At 37.2% G+C, this 24,049-nt stretch carries 23 protein-coding genes and 4 pseudogenes; 10 read left to right on the top strand and 17 right to left on the bottom strand.

What is annotated here, in order from left to right; translation table 11 throughout:
• The 3 genes from HMPREF9707_RS06175 to HMPREF9707_RS08565 all read left to right on the top strand — a co-directional run.
• A partial coding sequence (locus HMPREF9707_RS06175; RefSeq protein ID WP_006701841.1) for a hypothetical protein occupies window positions 1-519 on the top strand: 519 nt, incomplete at its 5' end.
• A gap of 52 nt (window positions 520-571) precedes the next feature.
• Window positions 572-1,201: an Eco57I restriction-modification methylase domain-containing protein gene (locus HMPREF9707_RS08570; RefSeq protein WP_006701840.1), complete on the top strand. Its 630-nt coding sequence runs from the start codon at window positions 572-574 to the stop codon at window positions 1,199-1,201.
• Window positions 1,168-2,070 (top strand): restriction endonuclease subunit S domain-containing protein, encoded by a 903-nt coding sequence (locus HMPREF9707_RS08565; RefSeq protein ID WP_006701839.1) that lies wholly within the window; start codon window positions 1,168-1,170, stop codon window positions 2,068-2,070. The genes HMPREF9707_RS08570 and HMPREF9707_RS08565 overlap by 34 nt, the downstream gene beginning before the upstream one ends.
• A 181-nt stretch (window positions 2,071-2,251) precedes the next feature.
• Here HMPREF9707_RS08565 and rlmD read toward each other — a convergent pair whose 3' ends face one another.
• The 8 genes from rlmD to HMPREF9707_RS06130 all read right to left on the bottom strand — a co-directional run bounded on the left by rlmD (window position 2,252) and on the right by HMPREF9707_RS06130 (window position 10,510).
• Window positions 2,252-3,622, bottom strand: a complete 1,371-nt coding sequence (gene rlmD, locus HMPREF9707_RS06165; RefSeq protein WP_006701838.1) for a 23S rRNA (uracil(1939)-C(5))-methyltransferase RlmD — start codon at window positions 3,620-3,622, stop codon at window positions 2,252-2,254.
• Between the two features lie 146 nt (window positions 3,623-3,768).
• Window positions 3,769-4,122, bottom strand: coding sequence for a hypothetical protein (locus tag HMPREF9707_RS06160; RefSeq protein ID WP_006701837.1), 354 nt, complete (start codon window positions 4,120-4,122; stop codon window positions 3,769-3,771).
• Window positions 4,123-4,194: 72 nt separating this feature from the next.
• Window positions 4,195-4,503 (bottom strand): DUF4298 domain-containing protein, encoded by a 309-nt coding sequence (locus HMPREF9707_RS06155; protein WP_006701836.1) that lies wholly within the window; start codon window positions 4,501-4,503, stop codon window positions 4,195-4,197.
• Between the two features lie 64 nt (window positions 4,504-4,567).
• On the bottom strand, window positions 4,568-5,515 hold the full coding sequence (msrB, locus tag HMPREF9707_RS06150) for a peptide-methionine (R)-S-oxide reductase MsrB (protein WP_006701835.1): 948 nt from the start codon (window positions 5,513-5,515) through the stop codon (window positions 4,568-4,570).
• Between the two features lie 291 nt (window positions 5,516-5,806).
• Window positions 5,807-7,582 carry an ABC transporter ATP-binding protein gene (locus tag HMPREF9707_RS06145; RefSeq protein WP_006701834.1) on the bottom strand — a complete coding sequence of 592 codons (1,776 nt, stop codon included), beginning with the start codon at window positions 7,580-7,582 and terminating at the stop codon, window positions 5,807-5,809.
• Window positions 7,582-9,297 carry an ABC transporter ATP-binding protein gene (locus HMPREF9707_RS06140; protein ID WP_006701833.1) on the bottom strand — a complete coding sequence of 572 codons (1,716 nt, stop codon included), beginning with the start codon at window positions 9,295-9,297 and terminating at the stop codon, window positions 7,582-7,584. Before HMPREF9707_RS06140 ends, HMPREF9707_RS06145 begins: the two co-directional genes overlap by 1 nt.
• A 151-nt stretch (window positions 9,298-9,448) precedes the next feature.
• Window positions 9,449-9,898, bottom strand: coding sequence for an aminoglycoside 6'-N-acetyltransferase (aac(6'), locus tag HMPREF9707_RS06135; protein ID WP_006701832.1), 450 nt, complete (start codon window positions 9,896-9,898; stop codon window positions 9,449-9,451).
• Window positions 9,899-9,988: 90 nt separating this feature from the next.
• The gene (locus HMPREF9707_RS06130) at window positions 9,989-10,510 is read right to left on the bottom strand and encodes a tryptophan transporter (RefSeq protein WP_006701831.1); all 522 of its coding nucleotides are present in this window, start codon (window positions 10,508-10,510) and stop codon (window positions 9,989-9,991) included.
• Window positions 10,511-10,992: 482 nt separating this feature from the next.
• On the opposite strand from HMPREF9707_RS06130, the gene HMPREF9707_RS06125 reads away from it, so the two are divergent.
• On the top strand, window positions 10,993-11,976 hold the full coding sequence (locus HMPREF9707_RS06125) for a zinc ribbon domain-containing protein (RefSeq protein ID WP_006701830.1): 984 nt from the start codon (window positions 10,993-10,995) through the stop codon (window positions 11,974-11,976).
• A 74-nt stretch (window positions 11,977-12,050) separates the two neighbouring features.
• Here the strand turns inward: HMPREF9707_RS06125 and HMPREF9707_RS06120 are convergent, their stop codons facing one another.
• The 3 genes from HMPREF9707_RS06120 to HMPREF9707_RS06110 form a co-directional block, all read right to left on the bottom strand.
• Window positions 12,051-13,532, bottom strand: a complete 1,482-nt coding sequence (locus HMPREF9707_RS06120; RefSeq protein WP_006701829.1) for a C69 family dipeptidase — start codon at window positions 13,530-13,532, stop codon at window positions 12,051-12,053.
• 121 nt (window positions 13,533-13,653) lie between these two features.
• A complete protein-coding gene (locus HMPREF9707_RS06115; RefSeq protein WP_006701828.1) occupies window positions 13,654-13,974 on the bottom strand; it encodes a hypothetical protein in 321 nt (106 codons plus the stop codon).
• 26 nt (window positions 13,975-14,000) lie between these two features.
• Window positions 14,001-15,155: a cation diffusion facilitator family transporter gene (locus HMPREF9707_RS06110; RefSeq protein ID WP_006701827.1), complete on the bottom strand. Its 1,155-nt coding sequence runs from the start codon at window positions 15,153-15,155 to the stop codon at window positions 14,001-14,003.
• A 404-nt stretch (window positions 15,156-15,559) separates the two neighbouring features.
• Between HMPREF9707_RS06110 and HMPREF9707_RS06105 the strand changes: the two genes are divergently transcribed.
• Together HMPREF9707_RS06105 and HMPREF9707_RS06100 are read left to right on the top strand one after the other, a co-directional pair.
• The gene (locus HMPREF9707_RS06105; RefSeq protein ID WP_006701826.1) at window positions 15,560-16,495 is read left to right on the top strand and encodes an ABC transporter ATP-binding protein; all 936 of its coding nucleotides are present in this window, start codon (window positions 15,560-15,562) and stop codon (window positions 16,493-16,495) included.
• A complete protein-coding gene (locus HMPREF9707_RS06100; protein WP_006701825.1) occupies window positions 16,488-17,258 on the top strand; it encodes an ABC transporter permease in 771 nt (256 codons plus the stop codon). The genes HMPREF9707_RS06105 and HMPREF9707_RS06100 overlap by 8 nt, the downstream gene beginning before the upstream one ends.
• Window positions 17,259-17,500: 242 nt before the next feature.
• Here HMPREF9707_RS06100 and HMPREF9707_RS06095 read toward each other — a convergent pair whose 3' ends face one another.
• Together HMPREF9707_RS06095 and trhO are read right to left on the bottom strand one after the other, a co-directional pair.
• Complete coding sequence (locus HMPREF9707_RS06095) at window positions 17,501-17,689, bottom strand: hypothetical protein (RefSeq protein ID WP_232217669.1); 189 nt, start codon at window positions 17,687-17,689, stop codon at window positions 17,501-17,503.
• A gap of 135 nt (window positions 17,690-17,824) precedes the next feature.
• Entirely contained in the window at window positions 17,825-18,799 is a 975-nt protein-coding gene (trhO, locus tag HMPREF9707_RS06090; RefSeq protein ID WP_006701823.1) for an oxygen-dependent tRNA uridine(34) hydroxylase TrhO, read from the bottom strand.
• A 393-nt stretch (window positions 18,800-19,192) separates the two neighbouring features.
• Here trhO and HMPREF9707_RS06085 point away from each other — a divergent pair.
• A pseudogene (locus HMPREF9707_RS06085) lies at window positions 19,193-19,594 on the top strand (transposase); the annotation flags it as partial.
• On the opposite strand, the pseudogene HMPREF9707_RS09225 reads toward HMPREF9707_RS06085, so the two are convergent.
• The 4 genes and pseudogenes from HMPREF9707_RS09225 to HMPREF9707_RS08775 all read right to left on the bottom strand — a co-directional run.
• Window positions 19,591-19,743 (bottom strand): annotated as a pseudogene (locus HMPREF9707_RS09225) (KilA-N domain-containing protein); the annotation flags it as partial. The pseudogenes HMPREF9707_RS06085 and HMPREF9707_RS09225 sit on opposite strands and share 4 nt — an antisense overlap.
• A 275-nt stretch (window positions 19,744-20,018) precedes the next feature.
• Window positions 20,019-20,564, bottom strand: coding sequence for a GNAT family N-acetyltransferase (locus HMPREF9707_RS06080; protein ID WP_006701821.1), 546 nt, complete (start codon window positions 20,562-20,564; stop codon window positions 20,019-20,021).
• 263 nt (window positions 20,565-20,827) lie between these two features.
• Window positions 20,828-21,043 carry a helix-turn-helix domain-containing protein gene (locus HMPREF9707_RS06075; RefSeq protein WP_006701820.1) on the bottom strand — a complete coding sequence of 72 codons (216 nt, stop codon included), beginning with the start codon at window positions 21,041-21,043 and terminating at the stop codon, window positions 20,828-20,830.
• A gap of 73 nt (window positions 21,044-21,116) precedes the next feature.
• Window positions 21,117-21,347, bottom strand: a pseudogene (locus HMPREF9707_RS08775) (hypothetical protein); the annotation flags it as partial.
• A gap of 801 nt (window positions 21,348-22,148) precedes the next feature.
• Here HMPREF9707_RS08775 and HMPREF9707_RS09295 point away from each other — a divergent pair.
• From HMPREF9707_RS09295 to HMPREF9707_RS06060, 3 genes and pseudogenes are all read left to right on the top strand, one after another.
• A pseudogene (locus HMPREF9707_RS09295) lies at window positions 22,149-22,348 on the top strand (helix-turn-helix domain-containing protein).
• Window positions 22,329-22,988, top strand: a complete 660-nt coding sequence (locus tag HMPREF9707_RS06065; RefSeq protein WP_006701819.1) for a response regulator transcription factor — start codon at window positions 22,329-22,331, stop codon at window positions 22,986-22,988. The pseudogene HMPREF9707_RS09295 and the gene HMPREF9707_RS06065 overlap by 20 nt, the downstream one beginning before the upstream one ends.
• Complete coding sequence (locus tag HMPREF9707_RS06060; protein ID WP_006701818.1) at window positions 22,981-23,958, top strand: sensor histidine kinase; 978 nt, start codon at window positions 22,981-22,983, stop codon at window positions 23,956-23,958. The genes HMPREF9707_RS06065 and HMPREF9707_RS06060 overlap by 8 nt, the downstream gene beginning before the upstream one ends.
• The last annotated feature ends 91 nt before the right edge of the window (window positions 23,959-24,049 follow it).

Genomic DNA, 24,049 nt, shown 5'->3' with positions numbered 1-24,049 from the left:
CTCTTTTTTTGTTTGTTTTATGTCACAAATGTATTATCTCCTAACATTGATAAGTTAAATATCTCAGAAGAAGAACACTCTACACTGAAAAGCATGTTTGAATCTATTTGGGGATATGTTGATAGTGGTGCCATTAACTTAAATTTAGATTTACATTTCAAACAAAATGATATTTACTACGATATTGATTATAAAAGTGGTTTCAGTAGTAATGAAAAAGGAAATACTAATAGACTTTTAATGGTAGCTAGTGTTTACAATCAGCTAGAGAGCGAACATAAGACTTTAATTTTTGTTAGACAAGAAGAAGCGGATAATAATCACTATTTACAAACATTAAAAAACTCTGGTCTTTGGGAAGTTTATTGTGCCGGAGAAGTATATAAAAAAACGGAAGAATTTACTGGATTTAATATAGCTAAATGGATGATAGAAAATATGGATTGGGAATCGGATATAACTCCAGAATTTAGAGATTACTTACAAACATATGACCTCCTAAAATACTTGACTTGGTAACATTAAAGAGGTAAGTTGTTCATGAAAAAATTTATTCTAGGAGGAACATAATGTGGAGAAAGTATTCCAATCGTATTACACAAATAGCTTAGATATTACGTCTTACATGGTAAATAAACTTGAATTGAATTCAAATGATAATGTATTGGAACCTAGTGGTGGTGAAGGTGCTTTTATTGATGAACTTATATCTAGTGGATTTCAAGGACCTATCGATACTTTTGATATCGATGAAGAAGCTATTGAAGTATTAAATAATAAATATAAGAACTTTGCTAATATATCTATCTATCATGCTAATACTTTGACTAGTAACTTATTAAATAGCTACTCAGAAAAGGGAGGGTACTATACAAAAATAATAGGAAATCCTCCCTACGGAGGCTGGCTTGAATATGATGAAAGAGAATTTTACAAAAATAAGTTTCAAGGATTATATGCAAAGGAAACTTATACTCTATTTTTATATAGATGCCTTACACTCCTTAATAATCACGGAAAATTATCATTTATAATTCCTGATACCTTTCTTTTTCTTAATAATCATAAACAAATTAGAAAAAAAATATTATCCGAAACCATTATAGAAGAGATATTAATTTTTCCAAGTAAATTTTTCCCTGGAGTTTCTTTTGGGTATAGTAATTTATGCATCATAACGTTAAAAAATCCTCCTCTTTAAATGAATGTTTAGGTAACAAAATAAAGTTAGTCAAAAATTTTACTGATGTGAACCAAATAAACTTACCCGATAATACCCTGGAAAAAATTTATCTAACGCAATCAGAGATCCTTAGCAATCATAATCATAGATTTATTTTAAATAATGATTTAATGGAACTAATGAAATATTGTGATTTTTCTCTTGGTGATTTTTGTGATTGTGTTACCGGAATTTATACAGGGAACAATAAGAGATTTATGGCAGTTACAAAGGAAAATGTACGAAACGCTAAAGGATATCCAATAATTTCTAGCGAAGATATCGATCAGAACCATATGTCACTCGATCCTCTTAAAAATGGGAAACGCTATATCCCAATTGTAAAAAGCAGTTCTGATGTAAAATATAAAAGAAACAATAACCCATGGTTAATAGATTGGACAACTGAAGCTATCGATTATTATCATAACGATAAAAAAGCCCGTTTTCAAAATTCTCAATATTACTTCAAACACGGTATTGCAGTCCCAATGGTCAAAAGCAGTGTAATAAAAGCAACAGAAATGAACAAGATGGTATTTGATCAAAGTATTGTTGGAGTTTTTCCAAGAAAAGAAAAATACTTCAATTACGTCCTAGGACTAATTAATTCAGATATTGGTAATAAAATAATTCATCTGATTAATCCTACTGCAAATAATTCTGCGAACTATTTAAAGAAAATTCCATTTATTTTACCGAATGAAAGCCAATTAGATAAGATTAATCAAATAGTTAAAAAACTTAAATTAAATCCGATAGATGCTGACTTACAACAAAGATTAGATGATACCTTTGATGAAATCTATTACTCATATACTCCTTCAAAAACCGAATATCTATTTTAAATATCTATAAACCGAAGCATACACAGAATGATGTTTGCTTCGGTTTTTTGATTTGTTTCCCCAAACTACCAAGAAATTTTCATTGAAAACTCGTAAACTTTAACGATTTCACCTTCATTATACTAAAAAAACAGCCTTCTGAATATGACTCACACATTCAAAAAGCTGATATAACAACATTTTACTCTTTTACTTTTTCCATCAATACCACACACTCAACATGAACCGTCTGCGGGAATAAATCAACGGGTTGGACGTAGTTCAGTTGGTAGCCAGCTTCGCATAATAGCTTGACGTCACGTGCTTGGGTGGCTGGGTTGCAACTGACATAGGCGATGCGATCTGGTGAGAGTTCAATCATTGTCTGAATAAAGTCCGCATCCAGTCCTTTACGTGGTGGGTCGACAACCATCACATCAAAGTGAAGACCTTCGTCTTGCCACTGGCGAATCCAATGATCGGCACTTCCTGTTTCAAACGTCGCATTGGATAATTGATTGAGCTGGGCATTCTCCCGGGCCATTTCAATGGCTTCAGGAACAATCTCCATCCCATAGACTTGCTTGGCATGACGGGCTAAAGCTAGCGTAATGGTTCCGATTCCACAATAGGCGTCGAGAACGGTCTCTGTACCTGTCAGTTGTGCCGCGTCAATCGCCTCCTGATACAGTCGCTCAGCCTGCAAAGTATTCACTTGATAAAATGAACGGGCGGAAATCTTAAAGGTCAAGTCTAACATCTGGTCGGTGTAATACGGTTGACCCCATAGGAGATGGGTTTCATTGCCCATAATGGCATTGGTACGTTTTGACTGAACGTTTTGCACCACAGAGACAACTTGTGGCAGCTGTTCGGTAATTTTCGTTACCAATTTATTTTTTTGAGGTAATTCTCGCGTATTGGTTACAATTACAACCATCATCTCTTCTGTATAGTGGCCACGCTTAACGATTAAATGACGGACAACCCCGGTGTGTTGTGTCTCGTTATAAGGAGCGATATTGAGCTCACGTAAAATATTGCGAAGTGTCACAATGGTCTGATCAATCTCAGGATGTTGAATATAATAATGTTCAACCGGAATCAAATCATGACTATTACGGCGGAAGAAGCCAGTCTCTAGTTGCCCATCAATCTCTCGAACTGGAATTTGTGCTTTGTTGCGGTACTCCCAAGGGTGGTCCATTCCTAATACTGGACGGACCTCTGCATCTGGTTGCCCGCCAATGCGTTGGAAGACATCCTTGACTAATTTGCGCTTATAATTAAGTTGCCCTGGATAACTTAAGTGTTGCAGCGTCATCGTTCCGACTAAATGCCCGCTCGGGTCCTTAATCGGAACACGTTCGGGGCTTGGTTGTAGGATTTCTAATAATTTACCGAAGCCAAATTTCTTGCCGACTTTAATGACTTTGAACCGAATTTCTTCTTCGGGTAAAGCTTCTGAAACAAAGATTGGATAATGGTCGATTTTAACGACCCCTTCTCCTTGTGAAGTAAGGTCGGCAACCGTGCCGGTTAGAATTTGATTTTTATGTAAGGGTTGTGTCATGGTAGTCTCTCTTTCTATTAACAAGATGCTGAATGATTAGCTCTATTATACCATGTTCAATCGGATAAATATGCTCAGAACGCCAGGCGGTCTCGCGTACACAAGATAAATAGACCTAACATACAAGATGCTAGGTCTCGATTAAATTATTCGACTTGCCAAAACTTCAAGCGCTCGACAAATTCAATGGCACGAATCTCATCCAATGGGATGCACTGTTGGTCAATCACCACTCGATGATCGAAATATCCTTGAATGCGTCCTTCTAGTTCACGATAAATTCCATTTAAATCGACTTGATTCAGCGCCAACCAAACACGGTAGCCTTCATGGTACGCGCAGTGAAGGCGCGCTTGGATCTCCTCGGGCTCCATTTGAATGGGAGCGACATACTCTCGAGTATGCTCTGCAATCAATTGGTCCAGCACTTCACGATGCTCGGACAAAATCAATCCTTGCCACTTCATCATGCCACGGTCTCGGTATACTTGTTCATCCATCACTTGCATCTCCTTTGTTCCATTATACGAACAAATGTTCTTGTTTGCAAGGGGATGATTTTTTTGATTGGACTAATTTTTCAAAATTTGCGCCGCCATATCCACCATCTGCACCGCAAGTTGATAGTATTCTCCTAATAGATTATAAGTCAAATCTTCAGATAAGACGCCATGCGGTTCATCGGCTGGAAAGTCCGTTGATTCCGAAAAATCGAGGTCGTCAAGGTAGTCTTGGCTCCCATAATATTGGCTGAGTTGTTGATACTCCGGTATTTGTGCTTCTAATTTTTCAATCACGGGAGCGAGCTCGTCCATAAAGGCTTGTTGGCGGCTTAGCATCGCTTCCATTTTACGGATGCGTTCGAGTGCTTCATTATTCATTCTATCGTCTCCTTTTTCAATCGGTTGCGTTAATTTGTTCAGTCCATTGATTCGATAGGGTCAGCTAGATGAACGGAATATATTCTCCGTATCCTTCCGCTTCCATCTCTTCGACGGGGATAAAGCGTAACGCTGCCCCATTAATACAGTAGCGCAAGCCACCTTGTTCTACAGGGCCATCGGTAAAGACGTGCCCTAAGTGAGAGTCACCTTGTTGCGAGCGAACTTCAACTCGGCGCATACCGTGTGAAGAATCATCAAGATAATTCACACTCGGTGTAACGATCGGCTTCGTAAAGGACGGCCAACCACAACCAGCATCGTATTTATCGCGTGAACTAAATAGCGGTTCGCCGGTTACGATATCGACATAAATCCCTGCATCATTATTTTGATCATATGGGTGACTGTGAGGGCGCTCGGTACCAGATTGTTGCGTCACACGATAAGCTTCAGGTGATAAGTTGGCCTGTAGTTCTTCGTCTGATGGTTTCGGATAGTCACCTGATTTTGCGAGAGGTTGACGCGCTAAGGCCAAGTTAATATGGCAGTAGCCATTCGGATTTTTCGTTAAATAATCTTGATGATAGTCTTCAGCATCTACCCAATTGGCTAGCATCTCATTCTCAACGGCAATCGGCTGATCGTATTGGCGTTGGAGTTGATCGAGTGAACGTTGAACACGTTGGACAGTTGCTTCATCGGTTGAATAAACCCCAGTTCGATACTGGCGTCCACGGTCATTGCCTTGTTGGTTCACACTGGTCGGATCAATAATACGGTATAGATGCAACAGTAGCTCTTCTAGTGAAATCACGTTCGCATCGTAAGTTAGCTTAAGTGCTTCAACGTGGTCCGTTTCTTTCAATTGTTGGTAGGTGGTCGTCTCAGTCTGGCCATTCGCATAACCCACCTCCGTCTCTAAGACACCTGGTAACTGCTGATAATAGCCTTCTACACCCCAAAAGCAGCCCCCTGCTAGATAAATCGTTTCAATCTTTTGTCGGTTCATTGTATTCCCTCCTCTTGCCTTAATCATATCACAATCAAAGGATGCCGTATAGATGGACGCTCAAAAACTGTGCGTGGAAATGTGGTGTGCGAGAGCTGGAGCAGAGATTAGGACAACCGGAGTGCGATTCTCGTATTCTCCGGCAAAAGTTGCGAGAACCGCGACAACATTCTCGTATTCTCTGTCCAGCCAGCCCTCTCTATACTGCCCAATATTTTCCCTCAAAAAAAGAGTCAAGCGCACAACGGCTTGACTCCCTCTAAAAAACTATCTAAAACCACACGACCCCGACTATTGGAACTGCGCTTGATATAAGTTAGCGTAGAAGCCGCCTTGTGCCATCAGTTCGTCGTGATTACCGTGTTCTACGACATCACCTTGATCCATCACAATAATAGTATCGGCGTCGCGAATGGTTGAAAGACGGTGTGCGATGACAAAGCTCGTACGCCCTTCTAAGATATTACGCATCGCACGTTGGATCATGACTTCCGTTCGTGTATCCACACTGGATGTCGCTTCATCCAATATAATCACGTCCGGATCGCGCAAAAATGCACGCGCAATCGTAATCAGTTGACGCTGACCGTTAGAAATATTGGTCGCTTCTTCAGAGAGAATAGTCTGATAACCGTCCGGCAAGGTTTGGACAAAATCATCGACGTGCGCTGATTTCGCTGCTTGCAAGATTTCTTCATCGCTGCGACCTTCTGAACCGTAGCGGATATTATCCCAGATCGTTCCGCTAAATAACCATGGATCTTGCGGTACGATTGAGAAATGTTCACGCAACTTGTTGCGCGAAAGATTGCGGATATCTTTTCCTTGGAAGAAAATCGCGCCGTCTTTAACATCATAGTAGCGCTCTAACAAGTTAATCAAGGTTGATTTACCCGCACCAGTCGGTCCGACAATCGCCACCATCGAGCCCGGTTCAACTTCGAGACTGAAATCTTTTAGGATAACTTTATCCGGTAAATAGCCAAAACGTACATGGTCGAACTTCACAATCGCATCCGTTACTTCATCGTCACGGCCTTCAGGATTAGCCACTTCTGGATGATCCAAAATCTCAAAGACACGATCGAGCGAAGCCACAGTCATCTGAATGGTATTAGCCAATTGCGCTAACATATGGAACGGATTACTAAACATATTAACGTATTGCAAGAAGGCTTGGACCGTCCCAATCGTCTCAAGTCCGGCGATAATCCGCATGCCACCGACAAAAGCAACCGTAATATAAGCCGTATCCTTGGCGGTTAAAACAAGTGGATTCATCAGCCCTGAATAAAATTCAGCACGCCACGATGATTCGTTCAATCGTTGACTGTGCTCTTCGAAGGCGGCAATCTCTTGCGCTTCTTGATGGTAGACGCGCACGATTTCTTGTCCAGCGTAACGTTCTTCCGCATAGTCATTGACTTTCCCTAAATCGCGCTGACGCTTGCCAAATTGTCGTTGCGCGCGCGGTGCAATGACTGCAATAATAATTAGAATCACGGGGGCCATCGCCACTACAATTAGCGCTAACGGTCCACTGAGCGTTAACATTGAAATAGATACAGCGGTTAATTGCGCCAAACTCATCGAAATCTGGTTAATTGATTGGCCGAGTGCGTTAGAAACTTGGTCAATATCGTTAATCGTCCGTGAGAGGATGTCTCCTTTACTATTTTGATCGAAAAACTCAATTGGCAAGCGACTCATCTTCGCTTTCACTTCATAACGCAACTTATAGACTGTATTTTGTGCGACTTGGGTTGTTGCATAGTGCATAAAATAACGTGAGACCGACATCAATGCATAAGTTCCCGCAAGAACCAAGCTCGCATGGAGCACCGCCTCAAAATCAATCGGAAACTGTCCATCCGTCATCCCTTGCTTAACACCGTCGAAGATAATATTGGTAATATTCCCCATCATCCTCGGCATACGGGATTGGAAGAAGGCCCATAGACCCGCTATTGAAATGGTCAGCAATAATAGCCAAGCTCGTTTCCCCATAAAGCGAATCAGCTTTCTCAGCGTTTTAAATAAATCGGTTGGTTTTACTTTGTTCTGCATTAGATATCCTCTCCTCTCATTTGAGAATCAATAATATCTTGATACACTTCATTCGTTACTTTAAGCTCCTCATGCGTACCTTGACCTACAACGCGTCCGTTGTCTAACACTAAAATCGTATCGGCGTCGATTACCGTATTGACTCGTTGAGCAATAATAATGGTAATCGCTTCTCGCGTAATCGGACGTAAAGCTTGACGGAGCTTCGCATCCGTCTTAAAGTCCAGTGCTGAGAACGAGTCATCGAAAACATAAATATCGGGTTGGCTCACAATTGCACGCGCAATACTGAGTCGTTGCTTTTGACCTCCTGAGAAGTTAACCCCACCTTGTTCCACTCGTGAATCTAATCCGTGTGGTAAGTCTCGGACAAAGTCAGCTTGTGCAATCTCAAGTGCATCCCATAGCTCTCGGTCGGTTGCATTTGGCTTTCCATAAAGCAAGTTCGAACGAATGGTTCCAGCGAAGAGAACCGCTTTCTGTGGTGCATAGCCGATTCGGCTGCGTAGTTCACGTTGGGTGATATCGCGAATATCGACCCCACTCAGTAATATTTGACCGGAAGTCGCATCGTGTAATCGAATTAGTAAATTCACAATGGTCGATTTACCCGATCCAGTCCCACCAATAATTGCGACGGTATCGCCTGGATGAGCTTCAAAATTAATATCGATCAGCGTATCGCGCTCAGATCCTTCGAAGCCAAAGTCGACATCTTGATACTGCAAGCTCAGTGGACGTCCTGAAAGCGATACAGGTTCGATCGGATCTTGAATGGAAGATTCTGTCTCAATCACTTGATTAATACGTTCTGCCGCAACTTGTGCCCGCGGTAAGAAGAAGAGTAACATTGAGAACTGCAGTACGCTGAAGAGTAATTGAACGGAATATTGTACGAACGCAATTAAGCTTCCCACTTGCATATGGCCTGCAGCAATATAGCGTGACCCATTCGTGAAAATCAAAGTATTCGAAATCCCGATAATAGCAATCATCACTGGGAACATAAAGTTAATAATATTGAAGGCACGAATCGCATTATCACGATACGTCACATTCGCTTCGTCAAAACGTTTTTCTTCGAGTTCTTGCGTATTAAACGCACGAATGACCCGAATCCCAGTTAATCCTTCACGGAATACTTTATTCAATTGGTCAATTAATCGTTGCATCTTGCGAAAGATTGGATTGGCATTACGGAAAATAAAATACAAGCCAATAATAATTAGCGGTAAGGTAATCGCAAAAATCCACGCCAACTGTGGTTCTTGTCGATACGCAAAGACGGCAGAGACAATCATGATAATCGGGCTAATCACTGCCAGACGAAGTGAAATCATCGTCATAAATTGAATTTGCATAATATCATTGGTCGTACGCGTAAGTAGCGTAGAAGTACCGAACTCCGAGATATTATCTCGCGAGAAAGACATTACTTGCTTAAAAATTCCCATGCGAAGCTGATGTCCTAAATTTTGTGACTCTCGCGCTGATAAATAAGTACTAATGATTGCTAAGATTAATGCCACTACGTTCGCACTCATCATAAAGAATCCAATTCGTTGGACCATCGCTTGATCCTGGTTCAGTGAGCTGACGTTCAGAATCTCAGCGGCTAAAGTTGGAAACAGCAAGAACATTAACGCTTCAAATAATATTAATGCCAAGATAATCGTGACGCGCTTGCCATTCATCTTGCGCCATATTTTTAACATTGAATCAATCCTTTCTATATGTAATATTTTTTGTCAATTAAGCTATTTTAGATGTTTTGTAATGGAATGTCAAAGAAGAAGCTTGATGCACTAATCCACTAAAAAAAGACCTCTCCAAAAAAGAAAAGTCCTTTGAACTTCACACCATATATTATAATTTTTTCGTAAAAGTAATTAAGCGATTCACTTCTTGGAATCCTTCTGCCAAGTGAAAATGATAGCTCGCTTCGTTATCTAGCGTACAGTCACTACCGAATTCTTGGCAACCCATTTGACGAGCCCAATTCTCGCATTGAACCAACAATTGCTTGGCGATACCTTGTTTCTGGTATTCCGGCTTGACATAAATCCCTTCCAGATAACCTACAGGGCTGGTCGTCGTGCCTTCAACGTAATCGCTACGTAACTCACACTGGGCAAAGCCAACCGCTCGTTGATCCTCATATGCTACAAAGATTACGGCATCTTCTCGACGTAAAAGTTCTTGATATTCAGGCAACAAAACATCGGTCGTCGTCTCAAAGAGCGTGCCCGCCATTTCAATAAAATCTTCAATCGAGCCAAGTCCCACTTGCCATATAATAAATGATTGTTCGTCCATAGGCCGCCTCCATAACATTTAAGATGTAACAACATTATAGCACACCCCTCAAAAATATGACGGTCAAAGTGCTTAAACAATACTACAACATTACTTCGACAACGAATGTCCTGTCGCCCGTTGCAATGATGAACGCGTCGCAAAGGTATGGTAAATAAAGACACTCAGTCCAGTATTTACAACGGCTGCCAGTAATACGACCGGGATACTTGGCACCCATAAGTGAAGCTGCTGTGTCAACATAAATGCCAATGTTAAGAAAATTCCACCACTTAAAAGTGTTCCGACAATATTGATGAGCACAATTCGCACTGTAGAATATTCGAAGTCCATTCGTTTACATAATTGATAGATAACGAATGAGGTGATGATTTTATCTACTAAGTTCGGTAGCTGACCTCCTGGAAATCCGGTGGTCGCAGCAGACATTAAGCCCGCAACAAGGCCGATAATTAAAGACGACTTTAAGTCACGATTGGACATAATCGCAAAGAACATCATCGCTAAAAGGAAATCCGGCTTCACTCCTAAAAAGATGGGCGGCATCACCAAATGTAATACTAATCCAACTGCTAATAATACGCCACCTAACGTTAATTGTCTGACTTTCATCTTAATTCCTCCTTATATTACTGACAAATCTACTGATAAATAAAAAATACCCCCTCCAATTAAGGAGCGAGTTTCGCGGTACCATCCTCTTTATCTTTATGCACACTAAAGATATCTCGTTCGAATACAATCATATTCTAGCTCTGTAAGGTGAGCACACCCTCCAGCTACTCTCTTCCAAAATAGAAAATTTCACCTTCGTTTACATAAGCCCATTCACATTCAGGATTCTGAAAGTTCACACTGACCACTTTCTCCCTGTAAGAATTCCCCGAAGCTACTCTTCTTATGCCGATTCCATATCGATTGTTTTTAGTCTAACACCAACTATGAGATAAATCAAGGGTTTTCTTTTATATTTTTAATCTTAATTTAATTTTAGTACTCGAATTTTTCTGATTTAAAGGCTTAGACTGTAATTTCAAATCAAAATGAGCTATACTAAAGGTAGGAATTATTACGATTGAAAAGGGGTAATGACAATGAAAACTTGTATTAAATGTGGCAAAGAAATTGCTGATACCGCCAAATTCTGTACGTTCTGCGGTCATGATCAAACTGTCCCTGTGACAGAAGAAGACCGTGAAACAGCCGACGTTGAAACTATCTTAAACGATGAAGAAGTCCAAGAAAAAGAAGTCGAAAAACAGCATCAAGAAGCTTCTGAAGCACTTGACAAGACCGTTAAAGCGGTTAAAGAAGGTGCAGATTCAGCAATGAACACCGTGAAGGAAAGCACCGACTCTGCCGTCGCAGCCATGAAAGAGACTACTGACTCAACGATCCGTACCATTCGCGAAAACGAAAAAGTTCAAAAATCTTGGAAAGAAGCAAACAATTACTTCAAGTACTTTGTTGACAAACTTGTCCATGCCGGTCCTGGTCACCATCAAGAAACAAGCTATTATGGCCATATTACTTTTGCACTATTGAGTTTATTTACCGCTATATTAGGTACAGTGGCAGTCAACCGTTTAATCAGTTCATTCACTGTTATCCCTGCTGGGCAAGTGCATGGCGGTATATCTTTTTACGATTACGTGGGACTCAGCTCTTTCGCACACAGCCCATTCAAGATGACTTTATTATTATGGTTAAGCTTAGCTTTGATGTATTTCGTCACCATCGGAATTGCATACTCAATTATTAAATATTTATTCCGTGTTGAAGTAAGCTACAATCGTCTAACAAATGAGGTTGCTGGATACTTACACTTAGTTGTTGCTGCAACGGTTATTTTAATTATCTTAACAGGCCTTGGTTTAACGGGTGGCATTATATCAATGAGCGTCATCTTCTATGGCTTTGTTATGTTCTTTGTGGCTGTATTAACACAAATGAACCATTATCGAGAACAAAGTAACAACGCACTATTCAATCCGTACTTAATTATTTTATTCGCACCACTTATTTTCTACATTCTATACGCCTTAATTATTAACTTAATCCATTTCGCGATTAAATAATAACTACTTAAATACAAAATCAGCCGAGCAAATCACACACTGTGATTGCTCGGCTTTTTGATTGAGGTTAATGCTTAATTATCACTGCGGGCATAACCATTTTTCATTTGGCAGCTCGCTGTATGTAAGACTTTCGCAAGGACTTGGTCCGTTTGTTCTTTTAAGAACGAAGTCATCGCCTCATTCGCTTCTTCGAGTAAAGCTTGAGTGTCTTTAGCATCGTAGTCGCCTGCCGTATACTTCGCATCAAATTCAGCTAATATTTGTTGGCCTTTATTTTGCACGGTATCTTGATAACGTTCAATATGAATCTTAGTTGTGTGGAAGTGTGCATCACTTAGCGCTGCAATCAACCGGTTCGCCCAATAGAAATTATCTGTTGTCGGTAAGGTTGAATCATCCGCTAAATAATCCGGCGTTGTATTCACATTCGTATAGTACGGTACCACTGCATTGAAGGCATTCGAACCAAATGATAACCATTGGACGCTTCGAATTGCTTCAGGTAAGTACGGGCGAATTTGAGTAAAGGCGGTGACGTTTTGGCGGCTAATACCGATCGGACGGTACATACCTCGGCGATCCGCTTCACCCCATTTACCATAACAGTCATATGGAGTGCCTTGATAATGGTGGGATAAGATATATTTCATATCTTCCACTGTAATTTTGAATTCTGGTACCATCGCCCATGGAAGATCATCATCTTCCGGCGTATATTCTGCATCGGGTCCATCCCAAACATACGTATGTGGGTTAAAGTGACGTAACATTGCCCAAGCGCGTGGTGTATTGTAGATATGGTCAGAATCAGATTTTGAACCATAGGCTAAGCGAGGATTGAATCCAGCCTCTTCGTCGTTCGATAAATCTAAATGATGCTGCTCCGTTAAAGCTTGTAAGTCTTTACTGCACATAAAGTCTTTTTGTTCACCATCGGCATCTTCAAAGTCAAAATAATCGATCCCTAATTGGTTCGGCATGACGACATAAGCATCATCTGGAACACGACGCGCCATCCAATGATGACCGCCAATCGTCTCAAGCCACCAAATCTCATCAACGTCTTGGAAAGCAATCCCATTCATCTCATAGGTTCCGTGTTCTTCAAGCAATTGTCCGAGACGGATGACGCCTTCACGTGCCGAATGAATGTAAGGTAAGACTAAAGTTACAAAGTCTTCCTCACCAATGCCCCCTTCTTTATGACCGTTTGGATCATTCTTAAGAATGGGATCAATTCCTTGAACTCGAGGGTTCGTGGTAATCGTCTCGGTTGCGGTCATCGAAATATTGGCTTCATTAATACCCGCTGCTCCCCAAATTCCATCTTTTGGATCGTTACTTGGTAAGCAAGTATAGCGCATCGGGTTATCCGGTAATTCTACCTCACATTCCGAAATCACCGAGCGATAATGACGCGGCTGCTCTTCTGGATGCACCACGATAAATCGTTTTGCCGTAAAAATTCCTGAGGGAGAATCTTCCGACCGGGTGACGATCGTTGAACCGTCGTAAGACGCTCCTTTACCTACCAATAATGTTGTACAAGCCATAGTATTTCCACTCCTTTAAATATCATTGTTAACTTCATCATACACCTTTTACTGAGGTGAGGGAACCCCTTTCAGATAAAAATTTTAGGGCCTCCTAAAATAAAGTGGGGGAGTAGACATTTCAGTGATTTTGATATGAAAGTCCAGCTCCTATGGCATTTCCAATCATTGATACTACGCCATAAATCAGTACATAAATCATGGCACTCGAATTATAGAAAATAAAAACCGTCGGAATAAATAGCAAAGCAGTTAAAATTGGAAATAATAGATCAAATGAATACCGACTGCCATATCGCCAAGCGGCAATCAAACAACTCAGCGGTAATACGACTAACAACACCAACATGCCACTGCCTGTATCTTGAATCACCCACGGCGCTAAATAGAAAAGTAATGCATTAACCATCAAAAAAGGAAACATCCGCTTGAGTTTGGCCATCGTTCTCACCTACTTTCTGGAATATGTTAATAGGTTTCCGTATAGTCTACATTTGGAAAAGCTTCTATATTATAGTCTGGGAAGCGATGTCTCACATCGTTAACAACTTTTTGCAAGACTTCTAGCCGATTTTCAGCATCGAGACTGATAATAACATCAAATCTAATCTCTTTGTCAAATTCGTCGACATATAGGCCGTGGATGCCCGTGATATATTGGTGAGAAAAGACGATTTCTCTGATCTGATCTTTAATACTTGTAATGTGACGATTTCTGGCATTGATCGGATAAACTCCTACAGCTGTGAGCATTATTTTATATTGATAGTATACCTCCAATTGGATATCTCGAATGATCTCATCCAATTGTTCTGCGGTATATGTCTCTGGTACACCTATATCAATCGAACCATTCCAATTATTAGGTCCATAATTATTGAGTACCAGGGCATTTGCTCCTTCTACACCCGGAAAGTTTTCTACCGTTTTGATGACATCTTGCGCAAGATGTGGATCAATCTTCTCTCCAAGCAATTGTGATATGGTTTTATTTAACATATCGATTGCTGATTTTATGATAATAATTGATATTATAGCACCGAGATAGGCTTCAAGGGATACATCAAATAACATAGACATCCCTGCCGCTAAAAGAATAGATAAGGAGACAATGGCGTCTAATCTTGCATCCTCACCAGAATTGATAAGCGAATCTGACTTGACCTCTCCACCAATTTTGTTGAATTTATGAGCCATAACAATTTTTACGATCACAGAGAGTGAGACAATAACGATACTTATTATGCTATATGAAGGTTCGACTGGATTAAGAATTTTCTTAACCGCCTCAACTAGAGAGGTTATCCCTACATATAAGATGATCACTGAAATTATCATGGCAGAAAGGTATTCCACTCTTCCGTAGCCAAAAGGATGCTTATGATCCGCTTCTTTAGAAGCAAGTTTCGTACCTATAATTGTAATAACGGAGCTTCCTCCATCTGCCAAATTATTAACAGCATCTACCAATATAGCAATGGAGTTTGATTTTATTCCGACAATACCTTTTAATATTGCAAGCAACACGTTACCGATAATGCCAAACAGACTGGTTTTTACAATTTTGTTTTCGCGTTCTTTTTCTAATTGATCTAATTTTTTTAAATCTTCAAATCGTTTCAATTTTGAGTCCTTTCTTCGCCCTAATCTCGTGCAATCATTTTATTATCTATTGATAAAAGCGATCTCAGTAACAAAATTAATAGAGCTTATAATTAATAGGGCTGATGTAATTTTTCATCAACCCTATCTTTTATTTTCAAATATATTCGGAACACGAAATAATCGCACCGATACAAAATTATCCTTACATATCTAATGATATAAAAAAGCTTCTCCAAATAAAAGCGCGAAGTATTGATTTGAGTACCCGTAGCCATTATTCATTCTCTCTATAGCTTGTAATCAAGCCATTTTAGAAAAATTTTTCGATTATTCCCTTTATATTTATAATAATCATTCCATTGTGCCTATGTTTAAATAGATGTTAAAATAGTATCAGATGAATAAAAGGAGATTTCTTATATATGACTTATGCATTGGAAATATCGGATTTAAAGAAAGTTTATGATACAGGCGTACAAGCACTCAAGGGGATTGATTTAAAGGTCTCTGAGGGTGATTTTTATGCGTTATTAGGTCCTAATGGTGCTGGCAAGTCGACGACTATTGGTATAATTACTTCGCTAGTCAATAAAACTTCTGGGATTGTCAAAGTATTTGGTTATGATATTGATACTCAGTTAGAAAAAGCAAAGCAACAAATTGGCTTAGTACCACAAGAGTTCAATTTTAATCCATTTGAGACCGTCCAACAAATTGTGGTCAATCAAGCAGGATATTATGGCGTGCCTCGTACAGAAGCTTACAAGCGCAGTGAAAAATATTTAAAACAGGCAGATTTATGGGGAAAGCGTGATGAAAAAGCGCGCATGTTATCGGGAGGAATGAAGCGTCGTTTGATGATTGCTAGAGCCTTGATGCATGAACCCAAACTATTGATTTTAGATGAACCGACCGCCGGGGTTGATATTGAGTTAAGAAGAGGGATGTGGCATTTCTTACAAGAGTTAAATGCTAATGGCACCACCATTATCTTAACGACTCATTATCTTGAAGAAGCCGAGATGTTATGTCGTAATATTGGCATCATCCAAGCGGGCCAACTAATTGAGAACACCAGTATGAGAGCATTATTATCGAAAATACAGCATGAAACTTTTATCTTTGATTTGGATATATCGCAACAACAACCTAAGTTAGCAGGCTATGCATATCAATTTGATGGTGACCAAACTTTGGAAGTCGAAGTTGAACGCAATCAAGGGGTTAATGATATTTTTACTCAATTAACAAAACAAGGCATAAAGGTACTGTCGATGCGAAATAAATCGAATCGTTTGGAAGAGTTATTTCTGAAAATTACTGAAGAGAAACATCAGACGGAGGATCAACATGTTTAGTTTATATTTTACAGCATTAAAAAGTTTAGTAATGAAAGAAACCAATCGTTATTTGCGAATTTGGGTTCAAACATTAGTTCCACCTGTCATTACCACTTCACTTTATTTTATAATTTTTGGAAAAATGATTGGTGGCCGTATTGGTGAAATGGGAGGCTTCAGTTATATGGAGTTTATTGTTCCAGGATTGATAATGATGTCATCGATTACCAGTTCCTATGCCAATGTTTCCTCATCATTCTTCTCTCAAAAATTACAAAAGAATATTGAAGAATTATTAGTAGCTCCTGTACCAACTCATGTTATCATTTGGGGATTTGTATTAGGAGGGGTTGGACGGAGTTTAATTGTCGCTTCGTTAGTGACCACGGTGTCATTATTCTTTGTACCATTACATGTTCATTCATGGTTAGTGGTAGTGATGACCATTTTAATGACTGCGATTTTATTTTCTTTAGCAGGTTTAATTAATGGTGTGTTTGCTAGAAGTTTTGATGATGTCTCCATTGTGCCAACGTTTGTACTACAACCCTTAACTTATTTAGGTGGAGTCTTCTACGCCATTTCAATGTTACCACCATTTTGGCAAGCAGTTTCGAAAATCAATCCAATCGTTTATATGATTTCGGGTTTCCGATACGGATTCTTAGGGATAGGCGATGTACCGATAGCAATGTCGATTACCATATTAATCATTTTTATCGCGGTACTGTATTCATTAGCATATTATTTAGTGGATCGTGGTATTGGCTTACGTAGCTAATCTAACCAGTATAACAATCAAATCCAACCCAAAAGAGCACAATATAATTTAATCTCCCTTGTTTACCACAGCGATAAGTGATAGCAAGGGAGATTTTTTTCAAATGATGTGAATGAACAGAGAAAATTCAGTCGACTCACACCTAAAAGCGCTGAATCTCCCCTCATATCTGTAAATTTTTCTTTACATTTATTTGAATTAAAATTTTAAAGATCTATAAAAATTTAGTAACATAATTTTTGCTAATGCCAAGCTACCATCCATTCATCTTTGTAATTATTAGTTTCAAGAAATTCTTCAAGTTTAGATAGAGCTTTTTCTGTATATACATAAGCATTATAATCTTTATCAGGATTACAAAGGAACCATTCTTCTTCAGTATACGGCTCTTCTCCATTTTCATCTCGCATATTATTTATGCTATCCCTCATATCATTAAGTTCTGATCCAAGTATTTTTCGATAGAAATCCTTTTTTTCAGATTTCTTTAGATAAATTATCTATTCAAAAAAAGTGCATTCACATCTGATTTATCAGACATAAATTGCACTTCAATTATTATTAAATTATGCTCTTTCGGTTTCTTTTAGACTTTCACCAATCGCATTAAGTCTTTCTTCCCATTCTTCCATAGATAAATTATGTTCTATTGCATATCTATTTTTCGGGTGTTTTCTACAATGCTCGCTACAGCTACGTAAATATTTATGTTCATTTTCTTCACTCATAAATATTTGTCGATTACACTCTGGGTTCGCGCAGTTTCTATATCTTTCACATGGTTCACCATCATAATAATCACGACCTATAATTGTTGGATCAACATGATTTATTGGCACGGAGATTCTCTCATCAAATACATACATGCTGCCTTCCCAAAGTTCGCCTTTTACTTCTGGATCTTTTCCATATGTATCAATTCCACCATGAAGTTGTGCAACATTATCTGAGATACCTTCTCTTAACATCCAACCAGAGAATTTCTCACAACGCACCCCACCAGTACAGTACATTGCAACATTTTTATCTTTGAACATCTCTTCATTTTCCTTAATCCATTCTGGCAGATCTCTGAAATTTTTGATATCTGGTCTAACAGCACCTTTAAAATGTCCCATATCGTATTCATAGTCATTCCGAGTGTCTAAAATAACAGTATTCTCATCAAGAATGGCTTCCTTGAATTCCTTAGGATTTAAATATTTCCCAGTTGTATCATTTGGTGAGAAATCATTTTCTAAATTTAATGATACAATCTCTTTACGAAATTTTACAGACATTCTTGGATGTGTAAAATCATCAGCCTCATCTTCCTTAAACCAAACATCTTCAAATCCTTCTAATGAATGTAAAAACTCTTTATATTTTTCAGTCTGTTCAACAGTACCTGAAATAGTACCGTTTATTCCCTCATAACCTACAATGATACGACCTTTAAGCCCTACTTCATTGCAGAATGCTAAATGTTCATCCCTGAATTTTTCAGGATTCTCTATATTTTGATATTTATAATATAATAAAACTCTAAATTTTTTTGACATATGTCCTCCTTTTTACGTATATCTATTTTATCCAAAAGTATGGGGAAAATACAAGAGAAATGAAATTTCCGTTTAATTAAGTATTGTATTTATTATAAATATTTAAGCAATCTTCCCTCTAGCTCGCATTTTCCAACGCTTTAATAACAATCTTCGTTAATATCAGTATATAATAGGCGCTTCAATTGATAAAGAATATTCCAACATATCGAGTAAATTTATTGCTTTAATTTTTTTGAAATGAAAAATAAAGCTTGCGCGTTACTATGAATACACAAAAAAGTATATCTAATTAGATATCCTTCAGACTGTAGACAAAGCTTATTAAATCACTTCTTTCGAGTGATTTAATGAGCTTTTTTCGATATAATAAAAAGAAAACGGGTGATTTCTATGATGTCCATTAATGCTGAAAGTAAGACGTTTGAAGCACGTCACCAAATCGCATTTCATGCGCTTGAAGATCTCGTTCCTGAGGAACATCTTCTAAGAAAAATTGATCGCTACATTGACTTTTCTTTCATCTATGATCTGGTCGAAGATGTTTATTGCCTTGATAACGGGCGTCCCAGTATCGACCCGGTTACTTTGATTAAAATCCCAATCATTCAATATCTCTTCGGGATTCCAAGCATGCGTCAAACGATTCAAGAAATTCAAGTAAATGTAGCTTATCGTTGGTTTCTCGGTTTATCTTTTACGGATGCCGTGCCACATTTTTCAACATTTGGAAAAAATTATAAGCGACGTTTCGAAGGAACCAATATCGCCGAACAAATTTTTTCACAGATTCTCATCCAGTTTTGGATAACAAATCTTGGATCATCTGTGTTTTTATACTTTGCTATATCCGTTAAACTTATATAATCATTTTTAAAATCTTCAGTATAAATTTGAATTGAAATTCCTTTAGCAGAAATTTGCTCTTTATTTATTTTTGACAATTTACCCCCTCCTTATACTGATGTATTCTTTACAATAGTTATTATATAATCATTACTCTAGGCAGCATACCTACTATTGATTTTTCGAGTTGTAAACTTGCTAGAAGCTGTAATACTTCATATTTACACAACTATTTGTCTCTATCACTATTATGATACAAAAGCATCAAGAAAAATCCTATAATATTATTAATGCTTGCAGACACTATATTTTCTATCTATTCAGTCGGATTGTTAATCGCATTAACTGAAAATTTATACTTTATAAATTTTATTTAGATACTTTTTACCATTGTTATATTATTGTATCGTGTTCCATCTTTCAAAATAAATGCATCTGGCATTTCCCCCACTTTGACGAATCCTAGTTTCTCATAAAGAATCTGACCTCTTTTATTACCTGAGAAATGATCCAGTTCAATTTGGGTAAGTCCACATTCCTTAGCATAGTTTTCAAGACAAAGAAGCATCTTCCTTCCTATTCCTAAGTTCCAAAATTCCTTCAGCACTGTAACAGCGACATTTCCTCGATGACGCATTTTCATTTTTTTAAATCTTGAAATCTGAGCATTTGCAATCATTCTTCCATCAACCTCTGCAATAATCATAAGAATGTCCTCAGATTCATTAAAATTTTTTATCATCTTCTCTTCCTGTTCAACAGTCAGAGTTATTTCTTCTGGATAATAGTATAAAAAGTTAGATTCTCCCATAACAGTTTTCAAATATTCAATAGTCTCTGCAGCATCTTTTACTTGAATTTCTCTAATTTCGCAAATCCTACCATCTTTCATTTCAAAATTCACTGGTGTATATTTCATACTTATCTCTCCCTTGTTTTTTATTGTAATATTTTTCTAAATCATTCCATCCTTTTGTTGTTTCGACTTATATAACTAATTTATCATTTTCAAATCTTTTATCTAAGTATTGATGGTTTGTATCTGTGTCTCCTTATTGGTAATCTTTTATATTTTTCCCAACAGTTCCAAGTACTTGAACATAACTAAATTCTCATGATTCAGTATTGCCAATCTGATACATGTCACCTATTTTTTGAATTATTTCGTATCTATTCACTTAATTACCTCACATAGTCCATAATATCTTCAACCTTACACTCAAGAACATAGCAAATCTTTGCTATAGTTTCTAAGTCAATTCTTTTCACTTTGTTATTACAATAAGAATTAAGTTGCGTCCTTTGAAGATTTGCTTCTTTTTCCAATTTATTTTTGCTTATATTTTTCTCTTCTAAAACTTGGTCTATTTTAAAAATAATTTTGCCAAATTTTTGCATAAATTTCTCTCCCTTGTGATTTTAAAAATCGGCATTTCATTTGAATATATTATATCATATTTTAAAAAACTTCTTACAGGTCTAAGATTTGTTTTGGATAAATTCTATTTAGTTTTCTTAATAACAGGGAATGTATATCCAATATTTCTTTTGCCAATTTTTTTATTTTTTCTCTCATATTGTCATTTTCATTTTTATAAATAACACCAGTTGTATTAGTAGCTTTTGCGATCTGGTTTATATTATTTGTTGCATTTGAAAGTGACCATTGGAGATCTTTAAATGGTTCTTGGTCTACAACATAATTTTTTCTTCATCTGTTAAATCTATTTCATACTGGATGTTACTCTTAATTGTACAACCTATAAAATAAAAAAGACCATAACACTTAAGTTATGACCTAATTTTTTATCCAAATGTAAACCACTTGGAACTATTATTCAATTTATTCTTTTTAAAAAATGTTCCCATTTTAATCCCAGTTACAGTTTTTAATCTTCTGTAACTATTGATTTTACAAGGTTTTTGATTTTTTGCGATTATTCCCATTCTTCTCATCAAGCCGCGCAATGCTCCTTTTCGTCTCATTGCTTGTTCTTGATACGCAGATGGGCCGTCAATAACTCTGCTTTTGCCTTACGGCTTGGCAATCGTTGGACGGACGTAGAAATAAATTAACCTCCGCCTCCGCACTTTAATTTACTTAATACTGACTTCTAGGATTCTGGCAGTAGTTATCAGCCACTCATTTCGTCACATCAGTTCCTCATTCACGGGATAACCTTGCCGGGGTAGTCCCAACAGCTCTTTCTTCGACTTCGTCTTAAAATCTCTGGGGCATACTCCCTACTCCCATTCTTCTTTTCCAAACGTACGATTTATCTCAAACTATTCAAAATACTGAATTCTATTTTTTTGTAGTACCACTAAATCCATCTAATTATAGGACATTTTCCAATTTTAGTCCCGTCCCAGTCCCAGTACCGGAGAATATAATGTATTATAAGAATCGACTTATTTAATGTAATTAGATTAAATCACTTATAAACATGGTATAATATTATAGAAATACTGTACAAAGTAGAAGATTAATTTGAGGTGAGTTATGGGATTTTCCTATGATAAATTATGGAAAAAATTAATAAACTAGACTTACAAAAAGCCATACAAACAACTCCTCATACCATAGCTAAAATGGGACGAGATGAGAATGTGAGTATGGAAATACTTGGTAGAATTTGTAAGTATTTTAAATGTGATATATCGGATATATTGGAGTATAGAATTGAAAATACTAATGATTGAAGATGACAGCACAATTGCTTTTGCTGTTAAAACTTACCTAAACAAACATAATATTGAAACAATTATTTATAACAATCTTTCTCAGACAGAAAATCTTAATTTTAATGATTTTGATTTAATTCTACTTGATGCTAATCTCCCAGATGGGTCAGGCTTTAATTTTTTAAAGTGGCTGAGGGAATTTTCTGACCTTCCTGTAATAATGATTACTGTAAAAGACGAAGATGAGTATGTAATAAAAGGTCTTTCTCAAGGAGCAGATGACTATATTACAAAACCTTTTTCTCTTCCTGTCCTAAAGGCGAGAATGGACAATGTTTTTAGTAGGAAAATTAAAAAAGTGAATGAGCTGACTTTTGAAAATTTATCTCTAGATCTTATATCAAAACAAGCTTCGATAGATGGAAAAGATTTAGATCTTAACTTAAAAGAGTTTGCTATATTGGAAATGCTCTTAGAAAACCAAAAAATAAATCTATTAAGGGAACGAATTTTAGATTATGTTTGGGGTTATGATTTTTATGAAGTAAACGACAATACCTTAACAGTAACTGTAAAAAGGCTTCGAAATAAACTTGGCGAATATGGAGAGCATATAAAAACAGTTAGGGGAATAGGATACAGGTGGGACAATGAATAAAAACAAAAATATTTTACTTGTCTTAATTTTAAATTTGATAATGTCTTTGCTTGTAATTTATCTCAATCCAAGATTTGATATTCTAACACTTTTTGGTTTTTTACTTATAAATATAATTCTGTTTATAATTATTTCAAAAATTGAAAAGAAAAAAGAGAAAGCTCTTGAGGATAAGATTAATAATATATTTAGCCTCCTCCATTCACTTGATATTGACTCAGATAATTATGAAATTATAGACGATGAATTTGGCAAACTTAGAGATGAGATTATTAAAATTATTATAGAAAACAAGAGAATAGCTGAAAATGCTGAGAAAAATAAAGTAATTCTAAGGGAATATACAGAAGATATTGCTCATCAAATAAAAACTCCATTAACCGGATCTCTATTATTACTTGACTTATTAGAAGATGAAGAAGATGAATCGGCAAAAGAGTATATATCTAGACTTAGGGACAATCTTCTTAGACTTTACAATCTATCTGATATTTTATTAAAACTTGCAGCCCTTGATTCTGGCACAATAGAAATGGCAAAAGACAGGATATCTGCTCGAGGATTAATTGAAGATATCATACAAAACCTAAAAGATTATTTTATTAATGATAATGTTGAAATTCCACTTTATGGAGATGATTTTAATCTTATATGCGATAAGAAATGGACTTATGAGGCACTTTTCAATGTTATGAAGAATGGTCTAGAAGCTACAGAAGATAGACAGATAGAAATTCAACTTAAAGGAACAAATCTATATAAAAGTATTTTTGTGAAAGATTTTTCTAAAGGTTTGGATCGTGAAATGTTAGAAAAAGTTTTTAAACGTTTTTACAAGATGGATCCAAATTCAAAAGGTTATGGAATTGGACTTCCTATGGCAAAATCTGTCATGGAAAGGCAAAATGGAGCGCTTTTATATCATAAGGGAAAAAAATCAAATGCCTTCGAGTTAAGATTTTATAACTGATTTAATTATGGCTGTGTAAATAAAGCACAGTCTTTTTTTCTAGTCACTTTCCAGTCACTTAAGTCTAATATCATCTAAGAAAGATAAGGAG

Source organism: Falseniella ignava CCUG 37419 (assembly GCF_000301055.1).
GTDB classification, from domain to species: Bacteria; Bacillota; Bacilli; order Lactobacillales; family Aerococcaceae; genus Falseniella; species Falseniella ignava.
Note: the sequence above shows the minus strand (reverse complement) of the source record. Positions and strands in the feature narration are given on the sequence as shown.